Here is a 20,116-nt window from a genome sequence, read left to right as displayed (position 1 = left end):
AACTTTTCCTCTTGAATCTGCGGCAAAATACCGGACCCTTGCCCTTCCCCCCTGTTCGCCTCTCATGCGTCGCCTGACTTTCGCAGCCCTCTTCCTCAGCACCCTTCCCGTGCATGCCCAAACCGCTTCCGATCCCGGGGAAGCGCCCATCAAGAAAAAGGCCGACCCCATCCAGAGCGTGGAGATCAAGGCCAGCGCGAACGCCTACGATCCGCGCCGCGACGACACCGCCAGCAAGATCGTGGTGAGCAATGAAGAGATCATGCGCTACGGCGACACCTCGGTGACCGACGTGTTCAAGCGCCTGCCCGGCATTACCGTCAGCGGCGCCTCGGGACGCGGCGGCGGCGAGATCCGCATGCGCGGCCTGGGGGCCGGCTACACGCAGATCCTGATCAACGGCGAGCGGGCGCCGGCCGGCTTCTCGATCGACCAGCTGTCGCCGGAACTCATCGAACGGATCGAGATCCTGCGTGCCGCCAGCGCCGAGTTTTCCACGCAGTCGATTGCCGGCACCATCAACATCGTGCTGAAGAAGGCGATCAGGACGGCCCAGCGCGAGCTCAAGGTCGGCGCCGCAAGGAACGCGGACACCAGCAATCCGAACGCCAGCCTGCAGCTGTCGGACCGGGGCGACGGCATGTCGTACTCGATCGGCGCCAACGCTTCCCGCTTCGACTTCGACTTCGCGTCGCCCAGCGAGGAATCACGGATCGCCCCGGATGGCTCCCTCGCCATGCTGCGCCGCACCCGGCAAGCGGACAGCGGCAGGAACGATGTCCTGGGCCTGTCGCCGCGGCTGAACTGGACCCTCGACAACGGCGACACGGTCACCTGGCAGTCGTTCCTGAACACCAACCGCAACGATTATCACGGCCATTCCGTCACCGACACGCTGCTTGGCGCACCGTCGCAGTACGCCATCCGCGACATGCGGCGGGACGGCAGGAACACGTTCGGCAAGAGCGACGTGAGCTGGACGCACCAGTTCGCCGGCGGCGGCAAGATCGACGCCAAATTCGGCGTGAACGGGCTCCGTAACACGAGCACCTGGCGCGAGCATGACTACAACGCCGGCCTGCTGGGACGCGACGCGACCGTGCTGAGTGCGGTGACGGAAAAGGGCTGGTCCACGACCGGCAAGTATTCGACCCCGCTCGTCACCGACCACGCGCTGTCGATGGGCTGGGACGGCGGCCTGGCAAGGCGCGAGGATACGCGCGTCGAGGATGAGGTCTTCCCGCTGGCCGGGCGCACCAGCAGTTCGGACGAGAGCTACGACGCACGCGTTGCCCGCCTCGCCCTGTTTGCGCAGGACGAGTGGAACGTGACGCCGCGCTGGTCGATGTACGCCGGCCTGCGCTGGGAAGGACTGGAGACGACCAGCGAGGGCAATACCTTCGAGACCATCAACCGGCGCAGCAGCGTATGGAGCCCGCTGGCCCAGACCCTGTACAAGCTGCCCGACAGCCGCGACCAGCTGCGCCTGGCGCTGACGCGCACCTACAAGGCGCCGTCGTCCAGCAGCCTGATCCCGCGCCGCTTCACGACCGCCAACAACAGCCAGACCGAGCCCGACTTCCGCGGCAATCCGGACCTGAAGCCCGAGCTGGCGACCGGGATCGACGCCTCCTATGAGCACTACTGGGCCGAGAACGCCCTGCTGAGTGCGAGCGTGTCGATGCGCCGGATCAGCGGCTACACGCGCCAGGGCCTGATCCTGGAAGGCGGCCGCTGGATCCAGACGCCGGTCAACGACGGCGATGCGGTGACGCGCAGCGTCGAGCTGGAAGCGAAGTTTCCGCTGTCCGCGGTGATGGACCAGGCCCCTGGCGTCGACCTGCGCGCCAGCGTGTCGCGCAACTGGTCGAAGGTCAGGGAGGTGCCGGGGCCGGACAACCGGCTGGACCAGCAGACGCCGCTCTCGGCCACGCTCGGTGTCGACTACAAGACGCGCGACAGCAAGCTCGCGACCGGCGCCAGCTTCGCCTTCAAGAATGGCGGGCCGGTGCGCATCAATGCCAACCAGTCCGGCTACCAGACGGTGCGGCGCGACCTGGATCTGTATGCGCTGTGGAAGTTCAACGCGCAGTACCAGCTGCGCCTCGCCGTCGCGAACCTGCTGGAGCAGGACTTCGTGAGCGATGCGCGCTATACGGATGCGAACGGGACGCAGCGGCGCACCGGCATCTTCCCGGGGCGCAGCACGGGGCGGGTGACGCTGGAGACGCGGTTTTGAGGTAGCGCCGGGTCCGCCCGCCGGAAGTCCGCTTACTGGTGTTGCCCCGGAAATTGAATATACGGACCCGAAGGAGCCTGGTCCGGCGGAACGAAGGCGGGAGCCTGGCTTCCAGCCGGTCCCAGGTGGCGCACGAAGCGATAGATCGCGCGCAGATCCTCCTTGTCCATGTCGCGCAGCGCGAACCAGGGCATCGGCGGCCGTAGCTGCACCGTCTTCGCGGCCCTGATCCAGTCGTCCTCGCTCACCCTGCTCATCGCCAGGCGCAGGTTGGCCGGGTAGGTCGTTCCCCAGGCGCCACGCCAGCCGAGCCGGTCGCCGAGAAGCCAGTCCTTTTCCGGAACCTGCCCGCCGGTCTGGGCATAGCCTGCCGTGTGGCAGTCATTGCAGGCGGCAATGCGCACGAGGTAGCGCCCGCGTTCGATGTACTTTCCTTCCGCCGCCTTTCCCGAAGCTTCCTGGCGGCCGGCCTTGTCTGCCGAGTACGCCGTGGCCGGCAGGCTGAGCGCCAGCAGCAGGGCCTGCACGATGCACGTCCTGTAGATGTGATTCGACATGAGTGCCTCCGCATCCTAGTGTTGTGCTGCAACCGGTTCGGAAAGCTGCTGCAGGATGGCCGCCGTGTCCAGCCAGACGTTCTCGCGCCGTATCTTGCCATCCGGCTCCACTTCGAAGATATGCAGGATCCGGAAGCTCAGCGGCCGGTCATGGCCGGGCAGGCCCAGCGGGTGGCCCACGGCCCGCCCATGCCAGATGCTTTCATCCACGACGAAACCCTCGCCATACAGACGCCTGACCTTGGTAATCCCCTCGCCTGCGAGGTCCGCGAACATGCGCTCATAGAAGGCGCGCGCCTGGTCCTTGGTGCGGGAAGCGCCGGACGGCCATCCCACGAGATCGTGGGTGAGGTCGTCGGTCAGCGTCGACAGGACGCCGTCCACGTCGTCTTCCGCTTCGTACTGGAAATGCCGATCGATCAGCGCGTCGTACTGCGCAGGGGTAAGGTTCGCCATGACTGTCTCCTGATAAAAAAACCGGTCAAAAATCCCTGGCTGGCTATAATGTTACATATGTCTCATATGAGACGCATGTATCATGAATAGACCACGATCATGGAGAAGTCAAGGACGATGCACACCAGGCCCCTCACCACGCGCGCCAGCCTCGAACAGGGGCGCGCCGGCCAGAAGCTGCGGACCTACCAGGCGCTGCTGGATGCGGCGCTGGAACTGACCGACGCGGGCCAGGCGCCGACCCTCCAGGACGTGGCCAGCAGGGCCGAGGTATCGCGCGCCACCGTCTACCGCTACTTCGCCTCGGTGGACGCGCTCATCCACGAAGCCTATTTCGGCCGTGCCGCCGTGCCGCTGGAAGAACTCGTACCGCCGGGCACCGAGCCGGTCGCCGCCATCGGGCGTGCTGCGGAAGCGCTGAACCGCCTTCTCCTCGATGACGAGGCCGGGGTGCACGTGGTCGAACGCGCCTTCATGCAGATGTGGCTCGACAGCATCCCAGGCGAGCGGCCCTCGCGCGTGGGGCGGCGCATGAAGTACATCGATCCGATCGTGGACGGACTGAGCGACCGGCTGGATGCGCCGGCGCGGCGGCGGCTCCGCACCGCGCTCGCCCTGACCATGGGAACGGAGGCGGTCCTGGCCATGCGTGACGTGGCCGGTGCGCCGATCAAGGAATGCATTGCTGCCTCGACCTGGGCCGCGAAGACCCTGGTCCGCCAGGCGCTTGCCGACGCGGCCGTTCGCAGCAGTCGGCCGGGCAGGAAAATCCCGCATGCGTAAATCAGACGCGGCTACCAGACAGGCTCTCATGATCACACAATTCTTTGAGGATCTATCGAATCTGGCAATCGGCAAGGACCCGGGCGAGCATGAACTGCAACGCATCGGCGTCGCGATGCTGGCCCTTGCCGGGACCATGCAGCGGGAGGAATCAAGCTTCCGTCGCGCCGTCGACGGCGAGGAACTGGTGTACGCGCTGCATGAGACGAGAGGAGGACCTTCCCTGTACCTCGTGTCCGACGCCGCCGGTGTGCGCAGCGAGCCCCACGAGCATCGGACCTGGGCCGTCATTGCCGGCTTGTCGGGCGTCGAACTGAACGTCATCTATGAGATGCACGAGCCTGGCGGCAGGACGGTGAAGCCGGTCTACCGCCAGGAAGTCAAGGCGATGGATGTCATCCGCCTTCCTGCGAAGGCGATTCACTCGACGTATGCCATGGGAGCCGAACCGACCTTCCACTTGCACCTGTACGGCCTTCCACTGAACGAGCTGCCGCCCTATCGTTCGCGTTGCTACAGCCGCATGCCGGCCGAATAAGCGAGTATCTGCTCGACCAGGCGTTCAGGCGTATCGCGAATGTCGAGCGTGATCCCTGTTTCGTCCGGCTGCAGCGGCTCCAGCGACGCCATCTGGCTGTCGAGCAAGGACGTCGGCATGTAATGTCCCGGCCGTGCGCCCATGCGCTCGGCGATCAGGCCGCGCTCCCCGGCCAGGTGGACGAAGCGCACATCCCCCGCCCCGCGCAGGATGTCGCGATAGGCGCGCTTGAGCGACGAACAGGACAGCACCGCGCCTTGCCCGCCGCGTCCGGCAAGCTCGTCGCGCAGCGCCTCCAGCCACCCCTGGCGGTCCTCGTCGGTCAGCGGCACGCCCGCCTTCATCTTGGCCACGTTGGCGGCCGAATGGTAGTCGTCGCCCTCGATGAACGGCGCCCCGAGCCGCGCTGCCAGGCGCGATCCGGTCTGGCTCTTGCCGCAGCCGCAGACTCCCATGATGACCCAGGCGATGCCCTGGTCCCCGCCCTTCCCGTTTGCTTCCATGATTCCTATGATAGCGCTAACAAAACACCAGCATAGCCGGGTTGGCGCCTGCCTGTAAAGCGCCACGGGAGAAAAAGAGGCCAGGTGTTGTTAAGTGCTCTCGCGTTCCCGCAGGGTGAAGCCGAGGTCGATGCGCCGGCGCTCCGGTTCCTTGCCGGCGATGAGCTGCAGCAGCAGGGATGCGGCTTCATAGCCGACCTGGTAGCGCGGGGTATCGATGGTGGTCAACGACGGCATCATCCAGGCCGAGGCCGGCAAGTCGTTGAAGCCGCTGATCGCGATCTGTTCCGGAATGCGGATGCCCTGGCGCTGGCAATGGAAGATGGCGCCATGCGCCAGGTCGTCGTTACAGCAGAACACGGCGTCGACATCGGGCACGCTGTCGAGCATCCGCCCCATCAGCTCGGCCCCGAGGGCGATGGTCGACGAATCCGGCACCATCACTTCGAGGCGCTGGTCGGCCAGCCCCGCCGCCTGCATCGCCTGGCGGTAGCCGTCGGCGCGGCGCAGGGTCCGCTCGTCGAGCTGGGCGCCGATGAAGCCGATGCGCCGGTAACCCTTGTCGATCAGGTAGCGCGTCATCGCCATGCCGGCGTCGAGCTGGGAGAAGCCGACCGACAGCACGTCCGTATTGTCGGCCAGGTCCATCATCGACACCACCGGCACCTTCGACGCCGCCAGCATCTGCGCCACCTGCGGGCTGTGCGCAAGGCTCGACAGGAGTATGCCGTCCGGGTTCGATTGCAGGTAAATGCTCAGCAGCTTTTCTTCCTGCGCATCGGAGTAATGGGTATTGCCGATCAGGAGCTGGTAGCGTCCCGGGCCCACCGCATCCTGGATGCCGTCCAGCACCGCGGTGAACACCAGGTTCGACAGCGACGGCACCAGCACCACGATCACATGCGACTGCGCCGACGCCAGCGCGCGTGCGGCGCGGTTGGGTACATAGCCCAGTTCGGCGACCGCCTGCTCGACCTTGATGCGCGTCGCTTCCGACACCAGCTGTGGCTGGCTGAGCGCGCGCGAGGCCGTCATGATCGACACCCCGGCCTGGGCCGCCACCTGCTCGAGCGTGGTCCGCCCCGTTCCCCTCGCCTTCCCACTACCGGATCTACTCATTTCATTCCTGTTTCGATTAACGGGCCCCATTGGAAGAGCCGCCTCGGATTGCGCCATGCTTTAGCCAGAATGTCAATGTTTTCCGACCTTTTCGCGCACTGTTCCGTATCTGGCCATGCCATGCAAGACGGGCGCCGGCTGGGCAGGAAAACACGGGTTTGACGGCTGCGCGCCACACTGTAGCGTCCGCTAACATGCTTTCCTTGACGCACCAAAAGCCCTCGGGCAGAGTGCGGGCTTGCCTTAAAGCATTCATCTCATTCATCCTTACGCCTACATGTTCGTCGATTTCCAGCCGCCTCCCGCCGAAGTCCAGCCAGCCACCCCCACAGCATCGTTCGACGAGCAGTACGACAAGGCGCGCACCCTCGCCAACAGCGGCCAGCCGGCGCTGGCGCTGGCCGCCTACAACGCCCTGCTGGCGCGCTCGCCGGGCAATGTCGACGTGCTGCTGGGCCGCGGCATCGTGCTCACCCGCCTGGAGCGCTGGACCGAAGCGGAGGCCGACCTGACCGCCGCCGCCAAGGCGTCGCCGACCTATGCCGATGTCTGGTCGGCGCTTGGCAACATGTATCAATGGAATGACCAGCCCGCAAAGGCCATCGACGCCACCACGCACCTGATCGCACTGCAGCCGAACGACCCGGCCGGCTACCTGGCCCGCGCCCGCTCCTACCGCGCCGACGGCCGCCTGCCTGAGGCGCGCGCCGACCTGGCCCGTGCGCGCCAGGCAGGCGGCGACATGGCCGAGATCGAGGCCGCGCTGTCGGCCATGCAGCCGCGCCCGGCCAGCCCGGACGCCGCCATCGCCGCCGGCTACACCTGGGCCGCCAGCCTGTCCTCGACCTGGACCGACGTCGGCGGCGACACCCCGCGCTGGAACGAGCAGACCGCCAGCGTGCGCCATTACACCAGGCGCGGCTCGCTCGGCTTCGAGACCCTGCGCGCGCACCGCTTCGACCAGACCGGCCACGCCTGGGCGCTGGACGCCTATGTCAACCTGTGGGACGGCGCCTATGCCAACCTGCGCTACCAGCGCGCGCCGGCCGCGCGCCTGTTCCCGGCCAATTCCGGACGGGTCGAGCTGTACCAATCGATCGGCAACGGCTACGAGCTGTCGATCAGCGACGACGTGCTCGGCTTCGACGGCCGCGTGAACATCTATGGCGTCACCCTCGGCAAGTACACGGGCAACTTCTACTTCCAGCTGCGCCACCAGAACATCGTCTCGGAAGGTTCGCGCAGCTCGGGCAACCGCCTGCTGGGCCGCTACTACTACCGGGGCGACGCCGACAGCTATGTCGAGCTGTCCGCCAACCGCGGCCGCAGCGACGACCCGCTGTCGCTGGTGGGCGGCCGTACCCGTTCGGGCGGCGGCGGCATGAACCTGGTCCACTACTTCTCGCGCGACTGGGGCGGCCGTCTCGGCGCCAGCTTCTCGCGCGACAGCAATGAGGCGCGCGAACACAGCCTGTCGTTCTCGCTGTACCGCCGATGGTAAGCCGCGAACGTCTCCGCGCCGCGGGCGGCGCGTGTGCCAACGCCCTCGCCTGCGCCTTCGAAACGCTGCCGGCCCTGATGGCGGCCTGGCTGTGCCTGCGCATCGCCGAGGCGATCCACGCCTCCGCCGCCGGGGTGCCGCAGTCGACCCTGTTCGGCACCGGCGTGGGCAACGACGCCATGTCGCTGCTGCGCTTCGGCTTCGTGTTCCTGCTCGGCGCCCTGCCGCTGGCGCTCGTGCCCTCGCGCCGCGCACGCGTCGTGCTGCTCGGAGCGATCTGGAGCATGCTGCTGTGCTTTCATGCCGCGCTGCTGCAATACCACTGGGTGTCGGGCGTGCCGCTCGGCGCCGACCTGTTCGCCTATTCCGCCAGCGAGATCGGCACCACGGTCGGCGGCGGCTGGACGCTCAGCCCCCTGCTGGGCGCGGCCCTGCCGCTGTCGCTGGCCGTCCTGTGGGCGCTGCTGGCGGCCAGCATGCGCAGCTGGTGGCCACGGGTGAGCGGCCGCAGCGCGCTGGTCGGGCTGGCGGCCAGCGTGCTGGCCTTCGTCCTGCTGCCCGAGCGCTTCCTGCCGCGCGTCGTGCGCACCGACGCCGACCAGGCCTTCGTCATCAACAAAACCTCTTACTTCACCGACAAGAGCCTCGCCTGGCTGCATGACGCGAGCCCGGCGCCGAAGGCGCAGTCCGAGACGAACGGCGATGCGCCCTGGGCCGGCAAGGACCCGCGCTATCCCTTCCTGCGCGCCGAACGCACGCCAGACACGCTCGGCCCGCTGTTCGCGGCCGCAAGCGGCGCCCCGGGCACGCCGCCGAACCTGGTCTTCATCATCGTCGAGGGCCTGGGCCGCTCGTTCTCCGGTCCGGGAGCGCGGCTCGGCAGCTTCACGCCCTTCCTCGACGAGCTGGCCCAGCGCAGCCTGTACTTCGAAAACTTCCTGGCCGGCCAGGGCCGCACCTTCGGCGTGCTGACCACCGTGTTCGGCTCGCTGCCCTTCGGCGAGAACGGACTGGCCGCGCTGGGCGAGCGCATGCCGCGCCACGAATCCCTGCTCACCGTCCTCAAGTCGCGGGGCTACCGCCTGAAGTTCTATTCGGGTTCGAACATGGAGTTCGACAACGAAGGCCTGTTCCTGCGCCGCCAGGGCGTGGACAGCATCGTCAGCGAGAAGGATTACGGGCCGCCCCACAAGCGCAGCAACGACTGGGGCTATGCCGACCGCGACCTGATGGAGATGGCGCTGCGCCGCGAGCGCAAGGACGTCGCCGCGCCGTTCGTGAGCATCATCCAGACCACCAGCATGCACAGCCCGTTCACCTTCCCGGGCCAGGCCGACTACATGCGGCGCGTCGACCGCCACGTGGCCGAGCGCCAGCTGCCGTCCTCGCCGCTGCACCAGCGCCACCGCGACATCTTCGGCAGCATCCTGTACACCGACGACGCGCTGCGCATGTTCTTCGAGCAGGCAAAAACGCTGCCGGGCTACGACAACACGATCTTCATCATCACCGGCGACCACCGCCTGCCGGAGCTGCCGATGGACGCCCGCATCGAGCGCTACCACGTGCCGCTGATCGTATACTCGCCGCTGCTCAGGGAGCCGCAGTCGATCAAGTCGGTCTCGTCGCAGTTCGACATCGCGCCTTCGCTGCTGGCCTACCTGTCGAATGGCTACGGACTGAAGACGCCGGCGCAGGTGACCTGGCTGGGCACCGGCCTCGATACCGAGAAGTCGTTCCGCAACCTGCACGCGATTCCGCTCAAGCAGACCAAGACCGAGATGAGCGACTTCGTGTCCGGCTCGGTGTACCTGGCCCAGGGCCAGCTGTACACGATCGGGGACGGCATGGCGACCGACCGCCTCGAGGACGGCGCCGCGCTGGCCAAGGCGCAGTCGCACTTCGACGCCTTCCTGCGCGCCAATGGCATGGCGGGCAAGGCCGCCGCGCTGTCGCCGGCCGGCGCCCAGCTGGCGTCCTACGGCGGCGAGCGCACCCTGCGCGGCGTGCCGCTGGTGTCGGAAGCGGGCGAGGTCGGCGTCACCGGCGTGCGGTCCCGCCCCGGCACCGGCCGGCTGACGATCGAAGCCACCGTCACCAACCATGCGGCGGTGCGCTCGCGCGAGTTCGCGCCGCTGCTCGTCATCACCAACGAGCACGGGCTGGAACTGGGCGAAGTCACGGGCGAGGCGCGCTCCCTGGAGCCGGGCGAATCGGCGTCGGTGTCGCTGCAGCCGGACCTGCGCAAGGTGCCGCCGGGTACCTACTACCTGTCCGTCATCCCGTCGAATCCCGACACCGGGCGCTCGATCGGGGTCGGCCAGTACCACGTGGAGCTCAAGCTGTGAAACGCATCCTCGCCTCCCTGCTGCTCGCCGTCGGCATGAGCGCCCATGCGGCGCCGGACCCGGGCGCGCCCGAAGCGGCCCCGCGCGCGATCTGGACCTGGGAAGAAGAGTCCTACGCCATGCTGCAGCAGGGCGCGGCGGCCGAGCGCGGCATCGCCTTCCTGAAGTCGAAGTCGATCGACACGGTCTACCTGTACGCCGACGCCCTCAAGGGCCGCAACCTGATCACCGAACAGCCGCAGCTGTACCGAGCCCTGGTGCGCCGCATGCACGCCAACGGCCTGAAAGTGTACGCGCTGCTCGGTTCCGGCTACCTGAACACGGAACGCTACGTGCTGCCGCGCTACCGCGCGCAGGCCGAGGCCATGCTGCAGCGCGTCCTCGACTACAACAAGGGCGCCGCGCCCGAGGAACGCTTCGACGGCATCAACCTCGACATCGAGCCGCACATCCTGGACGAGTGGTCGACCCGCAAGATGGCCCTGCTGGCCGAGTTCATCGAGATGTCCGACGCGCTGGTGCGCCTCAAGCAGAAGTCCGGCCAGGCGCTGCCGATGGGTCCCGCGATTCCGTTCTGGTTCGACGGCATCCAGATCGACTGGAAGGGCAAGCGCAAGCCGGTCAGCCAGCATGTGCAGGACCTGTACGACTATGTGGCGCTGATGGACTACCGCGACCGTGCGGACGGCGGGGACGGGATCATCAGCCATGCGATGGATGAACTCGAGTATGCGAATGCGACCGGGCGCAAGGTCATGATCGGGGTCGAGACCCTGCCCAATACGATCAGGAAGGTCTCGTTCCACCACCTGAAGGAAGCGGACATGGAGCGCGAGCTGGGGCTGACCGCGAAGAGCGTCGGCGCGATGCCGGCGTTCGGCGGGTTCGTGATCCACCACTACCAGTCCTACCGCAAGTGGCTCGGACTCGAGTGAGCTCCTTCAGCAGAAGTCCCGGCTCGACGTATTCAGGCGGCCCAGCAGCTGCGACATGTCGACCAGCCGCTTGGCCACCAGGTGGCGCACCTCCCCTTCCCTCTGCCACACTCCATACACCCCGAGCAGCGGCGCATTCAGCACCTCGCGCCGCTGCTGCTCCACCAGCGTTGGCCAGACGATCACGTTGACGTTGCCGGTCTCGTCCTCCAGCGTGATGAACAGCACCCCCTTGGCGGTCCCGGGGCGCTGGCGCACCGTCACGATGCCGCAGGCGCGCGCCAGCTGGCCGTCCTGGTAGTCCATCAGGGTGGACGCCGGCATGAAGCGCCTGGCCAGCAGCTGCGGGCGCAGCAGGGCCAGCGGATGGCGGCCCAGGGTCAGGCCCTGCGCGCGGTAGTCGCCCACGATCTCCTCGCCCTCGCTGGGCGCGGCCAGCTGCGGCGCCTCTTCGCGCGGCGTGGTCGGACGCAGCAGGTCGCGGTCCGGCGCCGCGCCCACCGCCTGCCATAGCGCCTCGCGCCGGTGCCCGGCCAGCGATTGCAGCGCATTCGACGCGGCCAGCACCTGCAGGTCGCCGCGCTCGAGCCGGGCGCGCCGCGCCAGGTCGGCCACGCTCTCGAAGGGCCGGATCGCGCGCGCATCCTCGATGCGGGCGGCGGCTTCGCTGCTCATGCCGCGCTGCAGGGATAAGCCGAGCCGCACCGCCGGCTGGCGCGTGCGGTCGACCGGGTCATATTCTTCCAGCGCCGATTCCCAGCCGCTGATGTTGACATCCACAGGACGCACCTCGATGCCGTGGCGGCGCCCGTCCTGCACCAGCTGGGAGGGACTGTAGAAGCCCATCGGCTGGCTGTTGAGCAGCGCGCACAGGAAGGCGGCCGGCTCGTGGCACTTGAGCCAGGAGCTGGCATAGGCCAGCAGCGCGAAGCTGGCCGCGTGCGACTCGGGGAAGCCGTATTCGCCGAAGCCCTGGATCTGGCTGAAGATCGCCTCGGCGAATTCGAGCTGGTAGCCGCGTTCCAGCATGCCGTGCACGATGCGCTCGTAGTACTGTTCCAGGCCGCCCTTGCGCTTCCAGGCCGCCATCGCGCGCCGCAGCTGGTCGGCCTCGCCCGGCGTGAAGCCGGCGCCCAGGATCGCCACCTGCATCACCTGCTCCTGGAAGATCGGCACGCCCAGCGTGCGTTCCAGGGCCACCTTCATTTCGGGGCTCGGGTAATGCACCGGCTCCAGCCCCTGGCGCCGGCGCAGGTAGGGATGGACCATGCCGCCCTGGATCGGGCCGGGACGCACCACCGCCACCTCGATCACCAGGTCGTAGAACTCGCGCGGCCGCATGCGCGGCAACATGCTCATCTGCGCGCGCGACTCGATCTGGAACACGCCCACGGTGTCGGCGGCGCAGATCATGTCGTAGGTGGCCGGATCGTCGGCCGGGATGTCCTGCATCTCGAACACGTCGCCGTGGCGCTGGCCGACCAGCTCCAGCGCGCGGCGCAGCATCGACAGCATGCCCAGCGCCAGCACGTCGACCTTCATCAGGCCCAGCTCCTCGAGGTCGTTCTTGTCCCACTGGATCACGCTGCGGTCCGCCATCGCCGCGTTCTCGATCGGCACCAGGCGCGACAGCTTGCCCTGCGCGATCACGAAGCCGCCCGGGTGCTGCGACAGGTGGCGCGGGAAGTTCAGCAGCTGCTGCGCCAGGGTGGCCCACTGCTGCGACAGCGGCGCTTCCGGATCGAGCCCGCTCTCGGCCAGGCGGCCCAGCAGGTCGGCGCGGCCGTCGAACCAGTGGTGGGTCTTGGCCACCTTCTCGACGATCGCCAGGTCGATGCCGAGCGCGCGCCCGCTGTCGCGCAGCGCGCTCTTGGGCCGGTAGCTGATCACCACCGCGGCCAGCGCGGCGCGCTCGCGCCCGTACTTGGCGTAGATGTACTGGATGACCTCCTCGCGCCGCTGGTGCTCGAAGTCGACGTCGATGTCGGGCGGCTCGTTGCGCTCCTTCGAGATGAAGCGCTCGAACAGCAGGCTGGCGCGCGCCGGGTCGACCTCGGTGATGCCGAGGCAGTAGCAGACCGCCGAATTGGCCGCCGAGCCGCGTCCCTGGCACAGGATGTTCTGTGAGCGCGCGAAGCGCACGATGTCGTACACCGTCAGGAAGTAGTGCTCGTAGCGCATCTCGGCGATCAGGGCCAGTTCGTGCTCGATCTGGGCCTGGACCCGGGCCGGGATGCCTTCGCGGAAGCGCCGGTGCGCGCCGATATAGGTTTCGGCGCGCAGGTAGCTGGTGGCGTCGTGCCCGGCCGGGACCACTTCGTCCGGGTATTCGTAGCGCAGTTCGTCGAGCGAGAAGGTGCACAGGCGCGCGATGCGCACGGTCTCGTCCAGCGCCTCGCGCGTATAGATATTGGCCAGGCGCAGGCGCGCGCGCAGGTGCTGCTCGGCGTTCTGGGCCAGTCCGTAGCCGCATTCGGCCACCGGCTTGCCCAGGCGCGTGGCGCTCAAGGTGTCCTGCAGCGGCTTGCGCGAGCGCACGTGCATGCACACGTGGCCCAGTGCGACGATCGGCAGGCCATGCTGCCAGCCCACCTCCTCGACCGTGGCGCGGTGCGCCTCGTCGAAGGCCCGGTGCAGCAGGACCAGGCCGAGCCAGGCGCGTCCCGGGAAGGTCGTGGCCATCCACGCCGCCTGGGCATGCAGGCGGTCGACATCGAGCGCCTCGTGGCCCGGATAGGCCGGCAGCAGGATCGCCAGGCAGTCCGGCATGTGCCTCAAATGCGCGTGTCCGGGGCCCGGTCCGGCCAGGTCATCGGGGGTCAGGAAGTACTCGCCCTTGGCGCTTCTCATGCGGCCCAGGGTGATCAGCTCGGACAGGTTGCCGTAGCCGTTGCGGTTCTGGGCCAGCAGGATCAGGGACAGCGCCGGGCTGCCGTCCGCGCCCTTCAGGTGGAAATGGGCGCCGATCACGAGCGGCAGGCCGGCCTTCTTCGCTTCGGCATGGGCGCGCACCACGCCGGCCAGCGAGCACTCGTCGGTGAGCGCCAGCGCGAAGTACCCGAGCTGCACGGCGCGCGCCACCAGTTCCTCCGCGTGCGAGGCGCCGTGCAGGAACGAGAAGTTCGATAGGCAGAACAGTTCGGCGTACTGCGGCAGTACCTGGGGCGCTTGCGGAGCGGAAAAGATCTGGTCGGTCACGGTCGATAGGCAAAGGCTGGGCTAGAATGCTGGATAGAACAGCAATACTGTATAAAAACACAGTATAACCGAGCAACCGTGTCCGACAAGGGAAACACATGCAGATTCACGCCTTCCGCTGCTTCGGCGAGCACGCCGGCGACGGCAACCCGGCCCTGGTGATCGAGGACGATCCGTCGTCCCTTGACGCGCGCCAGGCCTTTGCGCGCGAGCGCAACACGACCTGCGTCTGGATCGATCCCGCCGACGGCCCCGGCGTGGCGGCCGTGGTCGACTTCTTCTATCCGCACATGCGCAGTCCCCTGTGCCTGCACGCGACCCTGGCCGTGGCGAAGCGGCTGTTCATGCGCCACGGCGCCGGCGCACGGCTGGCGGTGAAGACGGCCATGCGCGGCCAGCGGCTCGAACTTGCCGGCGCACTTGCCAGCACCGGCGGCGAGGTCTTCGTGCGCCTGCAGGCGCAGGATGCGCCGCAGCCGCTACCGGCGCCCGCCCTGCTCGCACGCCTGCTGGCCGCGCCCGGGCTGGCGCCGCTCGCGCCGCCGCGCGTGGCCTCGGTCGGCAGCCCGAAGCTGCTGGTCCAGGTGGCGGATGCGGCCACCCTGCATGGCCTGGCGCCCGACCTGCCGGCGCTTGCCGCCTGGGGCAAGGAAGCGGGCGTGAACGGCTGCTACGTCTACTGCGAGCTGGACGACGGCCGCTTCGAGGGCCGCAACTTCAACCACCTCGACCCGGCGCTGGAGGACAGCGCCACGGGCGTGGCGGCCGGCGCCCTGACTGCGCTGCTGGGCCGCGGCATCACGCTGCTGCAGGGCCGTGCAACGGGACGCTCCTGCCTGATCCGCACGCGCACCGAGGGTGGCGATATCCTGGTCGGGGGGCAGGCCCAGCCTGCCTGACAAGGAGCGCATGTTGGCAACGTACCTACAGGCAACGTTAACGCTGGCCTAAGCGCCTCAGGTGGCATACACTTCCGCGCACTGTTACCTGAGCCCATCCATTCTGGACATGAAACCAACATTCCTTGCCTACGCCCTCCCCCTGGCCCTGCTCGGCGCCGCGCCCGCGCACGCTGACGTCGACTACCAGCTGCGCATCACCGACGCCGCCCAGCACCTGGCCGAGGTGCGCGCCACCTTCCCTGCCGCATCCGGCAACAAGCTGGAAGTGCAGATGCCGAACTGGCGCACCGGCCGCTACCAGGTGCTGAACCTGGCCAACGGCGTGCGCCTGTTCAAGGCCTTCGACGCCAAGGGCCAGGCGCTGCCGGTGGCGAAGAGCGACAAGGGCACCTGGACGGTCGACACGAAACCGGGCGACACGGTGACGGTGCAGTACGAGCTGTATGCCAACCTGCTGGCCGAACGCACCCGCCATATCGACGACACCCACGCCTACCTGGACGCCAGCGGCGTGTTCGTCTACGCCGCGCCCTTCCGCAACGAGCCGGTCAAGGTCAGGCTCGACGTGCCGCAAGGCTGGCAGTCGCGCTCGGGCATGGACGCCGGCGCCTGCGGCCACTGCTTCGTCGCGCCGAACTACGACGTGCTGATCGACTCGCCGATCGAGACCGGCGTCCACGAGTTCTACACCGATGCCGTGGACGGCCGCACGATCGAGCTGGCAATCTGGGGCCGTGGCAACCACGACGGCAAGCAGATGATGGCCGACCTGAAGAAGATCGTGGCCGAAGGCGCCAAGCTGTATGGCGGCAGCTACCCGTTCAAGCGCTACCTGTTCATCGTGCACGCCACCGACAACGCCGGCGGCGCCACCGAGCACGTGAACTCCACCGTCATCCAGAAGCCGCGCTGGACCTTCGCCTCGCGCAAGGGCTACCTCGACTTCCTGAAAGTGTCGGCGCACGAGTTCTTCCACACCTGGAACGTGAAGGCCTACCGTCCGAAGGAGATGGTGCCCTACGACTACCAGAACGAGAACTACAACCGCCTGCTGTGGATCGCCGAGGGCCACACCTCCTACTTCGACGAGATGATCGTGCTGCGCGCCGGCCTGCAGAAGCGCGACGAATTCATGGAAGAGTATGCGAAGCAGATCGACGACTACCTGCACCAGCCGGGCCGCTTCCAGCAGAGCGCGGCCGACGCCAGCTTCGACGAATGGATCGCGGTCGGCGGCGAGCGCGCGCGCAACGCCTCGGTCAACATCTACTCCAAGGGCCAGCTGCTGGCGCTGATGATGGACATCGAGCTGCGCCGCCAGACCAAGGGCGCCAAGGGCCTGGAGGACATGCACCGCATCCTGTACGAGAAGCACTCGGTGGCCCAGGGCGGCTACGACGTGCCGGCCGTGCTGGCGGCGCTGCGCCAGGTCAGCGGCCAGGACTGGAGCGGCTGGTGGAGCCAGTACGTCGACGGCACCGCCGAGATCCCGTTCGACAAGCTGCTCGGACAGGTCGGCCTGCAGCGCCTGGTCGACGTGCCGAAGGACCAGGAACAGAAGGACGAATGGTGGGCCGGCTGGACCGTGCGCGAAGGCAGCGACCCGGCCGTCGTGACCGTGGTCGAGCGCGACAGCCCGGCGTGGAAGGCGGGCGTGGTGTCCGGCGACGTGCTGGTTGCCGTGAACGGCCTGCGCGTATCGGCGAAGGATTTGTCGGACAAGATGTCGCTGTCGAAGGCGGGTCCGTTCAAGCTGCACCTGTTCCGCCGCGACGAACTGCGCGAGCTCCAGGTCGCGCCGGTGCTGCAGGCCAAGGGCAAGCTCAAGCTGAAGGCGCTGGACAAGGCGGACGAGCCGCAGAAGGCGCTGAACGCGTCCTGGCTGGGCATGGCCTGGCCGAAGGAAGAGCCGAAGAAGCCCTGATGTAACCGGCAGCGCGGCGTGACACCCGCGCCCCCTCATCGAACCGCGGCGACTGGTGACAACCGGCGCCGCGGTTTGTCTTTGCAGGCGCCGCATCCCTGTACCGCCATGCGCTGGACATTTGGCGGCCTCCATCTATGCTGAAATTCTCGTCACGATCACGGCAACCGGGAGGCGCGCCGCCATGGACCCTCATGCTGATGGACTAATAACCGCCATAGAAGCCATTCCCTTGCGTATCCCCTTCACCGCGGGAGGCACGGCGGATGCCGGCCCATGGGGTGGAAAGGGCTTGAAGACGGTCGATGCGCTGATCGTCAAGCTCAGCACGGACCAGGGGCGTGTCGGATGGGGAGAGAGCTTTGGCCTGGGCACCGCCTTGGTCGTGAAGGCCGCCATCGACCATGCGATTGCACCGCTTTGCATCGGACGCCATGCCGTGCCGATCGAAAAGCTGATGCATGAGCTCCAGGCGGCCCTGCATGTCTATGGTCGAAGCGGCGCGCTCATGTTCGGCCTGTCGGCGCTCGATATCGCCCTGTGGGACCTGGCCAGCAAGGCGTGCGGCCAGCCGCTTCATCGACTGCTGGGCGGCAGCGACGCGGCCAGCCTGCCCTGCTATGCAAGCTTGATCCGCTACACGGATCCGGAGCTCGTCAGGCAAAACACCGGCCGTGCACTGCTCGACGGCTACCGGCATATCAAGCTGCATGAGGTGCGGCTCGACTGTGTACGGGCCGCGCGCGAGGCTGCCGGAGAAGATGTGCGGATCGCCCTCGACGTGAACTGCCCATGGACGGTGCGCGAGGCGCTGGACATGGCCCGTGCGCTGCGTCCCTATGACTTGCACTGGCTGGAAGAACCGGTATGGCCGCCCGAAAACCATGAGGGCCTGGCACAGGTGCGCCGGGAAGGAGGCATCCCGGTCGCGCCGGCGAAAATGCCTCGACCCTGATCGATTTCCAGCATCTGCTGGGGGCGCGGGCCGTCGATTTCGTGCAACCGAGTCCAGCGAAAATGGGCGGGATCACGGAATTGCGCAAGGTCTTCGCGCTGGCCGCCGCACACAACGCCACCGTGATGGTGCACTCGTTCTACGACGGCCCCGGCCTGCTGGCCAGCGTCCATGCCAGCGCCGCATGGGGAGGCCCGAATGCGCTGCTCGAGTGGCGCTACCTCGACCTGGAAGCGCAATTGTACGGCGACGCCATCCTGCCCAGGCATGGCGCCATCGCCGTGCCGCAAGGCCCCGGGCTCGGCATCGAACCGGATCCGGACGTCATTCGGGACTATCGCCTGGCTTGATGCGGCTGCGCAGACCTGCGCATTGCGCCGAAATCCGATGGCCGCTGAGGAGCTTTTGTCTGAAAATTGTCATGTGGGGAAGGGTCAGGGTCAGGTCTGTCATTCGGACACCGAGCAAGCACCTTTGCTCTATCTCAAAATGCTGGTTCGTTTATCCCAAACTCGTCAATGTTTGGCTCACATTTATCATCGAAACCGCGTATCACGACCATGTCGGAAAGAGGAAAAAGTCTCAGCATACTTAACACCGTTCTGAGCTCGACTTTGTCCATTTGAGAGGAATACGCGCGCAGAAAAAGGCAAGCCCGAATGTATAGTTACCGATTGACCGATCCTGGCAGAGAGGTTAATCGTGGCAACTATTTCATCCGGGCTTACGAGAGCCATTGTAGGATTGTCCGATGTGTTTTCCAAGCGTGCCTGGCCGCTGGCACAGGTATTGTTGGCCGGAGCGATCCTGGCGGTCGGGCCACGCACGGTCAGTGCCGTGCTGCGCGTCATGGGCTTGTCGCAGGAACGGCAATTCCAGAAGTATCACCGGGTACTGAACCGCGTCAAATGGTCGACATTGGCTGCGAGCCGGCGTTTGCTGGGAATGCTGATCGAGGCGTTCGTGCCGGATGGTCCCTTGCTCATGGCGCTGGACGATACGATCGAGCGGCGCCGCGGAGCCAAGATAGCCGCCAGAGGCATTTACCGCGATCCGGTGCGATCGGGCCTCGGTCATTTCGTCAAGGCCAGCGGTTTTCGCTGGTTGTGCCTGATGCTCGTTGCGCCGATTCCATGGGCCAGGCGCTGTTGGGCACTGCCCTTCTGCTCGGTGCTGGCGCCGTCCGAGCGTTATTATCTGAAGCGGGGACGGCATCCCAACAGGCTCACCGACCGCGCCCGGCAATTGCTGTTGATGGTCAGGCGCTGGGTGCGTGAACGGCCCATCGTGGTCGTCGCCGACAGCAGCTTCGCGGCCCTGGAATTGCTCAATGCGGTACGCCACAAGCTCTGCATCGTCACCCGCCTGCGGCTCGACGCGACGCTGTACGATCCGGCGCCCCAGCGTGTACCCGGCACGCGCGGGCGGCCGCGATGCAAGGGACCGCGCCAGCCGACGCTGAAAGCGGTATCGACATCCAAGGCCACCCGGTGGCGCGGCGTGACCCTGTCCCAATGGTATGGCCAGGGCAACAAGGCCGTCGAGATCGCCACGGGGACCGCCGTCTGGTATCGCGGTGGCATGCCGGTCGTGCCGCTGCGCTGGGTCCTGGTGCGCGATGCGCAACGCAAGCTTGAGCCGCAGGCGTTCCTCTGCACCGACGAGACTGCCGAACCTGAGCAGATCCTGGCCTGGTTCATCCGCCGCTGGCAGGTCGAGGTCACCTTCGAAGAGGCACGTGCGCACCTGGGCATGGAAACACAGCGGCAATGGTCCGACCGTGCCATCGCATGCAGCACGCCGGTGATCCTGGCGCTGTATTCGATCGTGGTCTTGACGGCCAGGCAGTTGCTGCCACAGGGCAGCCTGATGACCCGGCATGCCGCGTGGTACGCAAAAGACAGCCCCACGTTCTCCGACACCATCGCCCTGGTACGCCGCTCGTTATGGAGTGAATGGATTGATGAAGGGTCGGAACATCGGCGCGACATGGTGAAAATCCCGCGCGCCTTGTTCGACCGCCTGACGGAAACGGTCTGCTACGCGGCATAAATGGACCAAGTCGAGCTGAGATTTCGCAAGTGTTGGGCGTCCATGTCCGAATGACAGACCTGACCCCGAATGCCACATCCTGGTGTGGCAGAAGGAAGCCGTAGAA

14 protein-coding genes and 1 pseudogene are annotated in these 20,116 nt (G+C 67.1%); 10 read left to right on the top strand and 5 right to left on the bottom strand.

Features of this window, described 5'->3' with window-relative positions; all coding sequences use genetic code 11:
* The first annotated feature begins 109 nt into the window (after window positions 1-109).
* Window positions 110-2,239, top strand: a complete 2,130-nt coding sequence (locus H162_RS0107530) for a TonB-dependent receptor plug domain-containing protein (RefSeq protein ID WP_229451972.1) — start codon at window positions 110-112, stop codon at window positions 2,237-2,239.
* A 32-nt stretch (window positions 2,240-2,271) separates the two neighbouring features.
* Here H162_RS0107530 and H162_RS0107525 read toward each other — a convergent pair whose 3' ends face one another.
* Window positions 2,272-2,796 carry a hypothetical protein gene (locus H162_RS0107525; protein WP_020652846.1) on the bottom strand — a complete coding sequence of 175 codons (525 nt, stop codon included), beginning with the start codon at window positions 2,794-2,796 and terminating at the stop codon, window positions 2,272-2,274.
* A 15-nt stretch (window positions 2,797-2,811) separates the two neighbouring features.
* Window positions 2,812-3,252, bottom strand: coding sequence for a nuclear transport factor 2 family protein (locus tag H162_RS0107520; RefSeq protein WP_020652845.1), 441 nt, complete (start codon window positions 3,250-3,252; stop codon window positions 2,812-2,814).
* Window positions 3,253-3,369: 117 nt separating this feature from the next.
* On the opposite strand from H162_RS0107520, the gene H162_RS0107515 reads away from it, so the two are divergent.
* Together H162_RS0107515 and H162_RS32570 are read left to right on the top strand one after the other, a co-directional pair.
* The gene (locus H162_RS0107515) at window positions 3,370-4,035 is read left to right on the top strand and encodes a TetR/AcrR family transcriptional regulator (RefSeq protein ID WP_020652844.1); all 666 of its coding nucleotides are present in this window, start codon (window positions 3,370-3,372) and stop codon (window positions 4,033-4,035) included.
* Complete coding sequence (locus H162_RS32570) at window positions 4,028-4,573, top strand: cupin domain-containing protein (RefSeq protein ID WP_020652843.1); 546 nt, start codon at window positions 4,028-4,030, stop codon at window positions 4,571-4,573. The genes H162_RS0107515 and H162_RS32570 overlap by 8 nt, the downstream gene beginning before the upstream one ends.
* On the opposite strand, the gene H162_RS0107505 is transcribed toward H162_RS32570, so the two are convergent.
* Window positions 4,549-5,076: a gluconokinase gene (locus tag H162_RS0107505; protein ID WP_020652842.1), complete on the bottom strand. Its 528-nt coding sequence runs from the start codon at window positions 5,074-5,076 to the stop codon at window positions 4,549-4,551. The two genes, H162_RS32570 and H162_RS0107505, sit on opposite strands and share 25 nt — an antisense overlap.
* 90 nt (window positions 5,077-5,166) lie before the next feature.
* Window positions 5,167-6,195 carry an HTH-type transcriptional regulator GntR gene (gene gntR, locus H162_RS0107500; protein ID WP_026354362.1) on the bottom strand — a complete coding sequence of 343 codons (1,029 nt, stop codon included), beginning with the start codon at window positions 6,193-6,195 and terminating at the stop codon, window positions 5,167-5,169.
* A gap of 277 nt (window positions 6,196-6,472) precedes the next feature.
* On the opposite strand from gntR, the gene H162_RS0107495 reads away from it, so the two are divergent.
* From H162_RS0107495 to H162_RS0107485, 3 genes are read left to right on the top strand one after another with little or no spacing between them, the layout of a single operon-like run.
* Window positions 6,473-7,696: a YaiO family outer membrane beta-barrel protein gene (locus tag H162_RS0107495; protein WP_020652840.1), complete on the top strand. Its 1,224-nt coding sequence runs from the start codon at window positions 6,473-6,475 to the stop codon at window positions 7,694-7,696.
* Window positions 7,690-10,044, top strand: a complete 2,355-nt coding sequence (locus H162_RS30355) for an LTA synthase family protein (RefSeq protein WP_020652839.1) — start codon at window positions 7,690-7,692, stop codon at window positions 10,042-10,044. The genes H162_RS0107495 and H162_RS30355 overlap by 7 nt, the downstream gene beginning before the upstream one ends.
* Entirely contained in the window at window positions 10,041-10,979 is a 939-nt protein-coding gene (locus H162_RS0107485) for a hypothetical protein (RefSeq protein ID WP_020652838.1), read from the top strand. The genes H162_RS30355 and H162_RS0107485 overlap by 4 nt, the downstream gene beginning before the upstream one ends.
* 6 nt (window positions 10,980-10,985) lie before the next feature.
* Here H162_RS0107485 and H162_RS0107480 read toward each other — a convergent pair whose 3' ends face one another.
* Window positions 10,986-14,177 carry an error-prone DNA polymerase gene (locus H162_RS0107480; protein WP_020652837.1) on the bottom strand — a complete coding sequence of 1,064 codons (3,192 nt, stop codon included), beginning with the start codon at window positions 14,175-14,177 and terminating at the stop codon, window positions 10,986-10,988.
* A gap of 98 nt (window positions 14,178-14,275) precedes the next feature.
* Here H162_RS0107480 and H162_RS0107475 point away from each other — a divergent pair, with 98 nt between their 5' ends.
* The 4 genes and pseudogenes from H162_RS0107475 (at window position 14,276) to H162_RS0107460 (ending at window position 20,010) form a co-directional block, all read left to right on the top strand.
* Window positions 14,276-15,076, top strand: a complete 801-nt coding sequence (locus H162_RS0107475; RefSeq protein WP_020652836.1) for a PhzF family phenazine biosynthesis protein — start codon at window positions 14,276-14,278, stop codon at window positions 15,074-15,076.
* Between the two features lie 109 nt (window positions 15,077-15,185).
* The gene (locus H162_RS0107470) at window positions 15,186-17,003 is read left to right on the top strand and encodes a M61 family metallopeptidase (protein ID WP_020652835.1); all 1,818 of its coding nucleotides are present in this window, start codon (window positions 15,186-15,188) and stop codon (window positions 17,001-17,003) included.
* Between the two features lie 184 nt (window positions 17,004-17,187).
* Window positions 17,188-18,308 (top strand): annotated as a pseudogene (locus H162_RS30350) (mandelate racemase/muconate lactonizing enzyme family protein).
* A gap of 352 nt (window positions 18,309-18,660) precedes the next feature.
* Window positions 18,661-20,010, top strand: coding sequence for an IS701 family transposase (locus tag H162_RS0107460; RefSeq protein WP_156885506.1), 1,350 nt, complete (start codon window positions 18,661-18,663; stop codon window positions 20,008-20,010).
* Window positions 20,011-20,116 lie beyond the last annotated feature (106 nt).

Source organism: Massilia niastensis DSM 21313 (genome assembly GCF_000382345.1).
GTDB classification, from domain to species: Bacteria; Pseudomonadota; Gammaproteobacteria; order Burkholderiales; family Burkholderiaceae_D; genus Telluria; species Telluria niastensis.
Note: the sequence above shows the minus strand (reverse complement) of the source record. Positions and strands in the feature narration are given on the sequence as shown.

Excerpts from the sequence above, each read along its gene's own strand:
- H162_RS0107525 (WP_020652846.1), bottom strand. The coding sequence starts at position 2,796 with ATGTCGAATCACATCTACAGGACGTGCATCGTGCAGGCCCTGCTGCTG.
- H162_RS0107520 (WP_020652845.1), bottom strand. The coding sequence starts at position 3,252 with ATGGCGAACCTTACCCCTGCGCAGTACGACGCGCTGATCGATCGGCAT.
- H162_RS0107515 (WP_020652844.1), top strand. The coding sequence starts at position 3,370 with ATGCACACCAGGCCCCTCACCACGCGCGCCAGCCTCGAACAGGGGCGC.
- H162_RS32570 (WP_020652843.1), top strand. The coding sequence starts at position 4,028 with ATGCGTAAATCAGACGCGGCTACCAGACAGGCTCTCATGATCACACAA.
- H162_RS0107505 (WP_020652842.1), bottom strand. The coding sequence starts at position 5,076 with ATGGAAGCAAACGGGAAGGGCGGGGACCAGGGCATCGCCTGGGTCATC.
- gntR (WP_026354362.1), bottom strand. The coding sequence starts at position 6,195 with ATGAGTAGATCCGGTAGTGGGAAGGCGAGGGGAACGGGGCGGACCACG.
- H162_RS0107495 (WP_020652840.1), top strand. The coding sequence starts at position 6,473 with ATGTTCGTCGATTTCCAGCCGCCTCCCGCCGAAGTCCAGCCAGCCACC.
- H162_RS30355 (WP_020652839.1), top strand. The coding sequence starts at position 7,690 with ATGGTAAGCCGCGAACGTCTCCGCGCCGCGGGCGGCGCGTGTGCCAAC.
- H162_RS0107475 (WP_020652836.1), top strand. The coding sequence starts at position 14,276 with ATGCAGATTCACGCCTTCCGCTGCTTCGGCGAGCACGCCGGCGACGGC.
- H162_RS0107470 (WP_020652835.1), top strand. The coding sequence starts at position 15,186 with ATGAAACCAACATTCCTTGCCTACGCCCTCCCCCTGGCCCTGCTCGGC.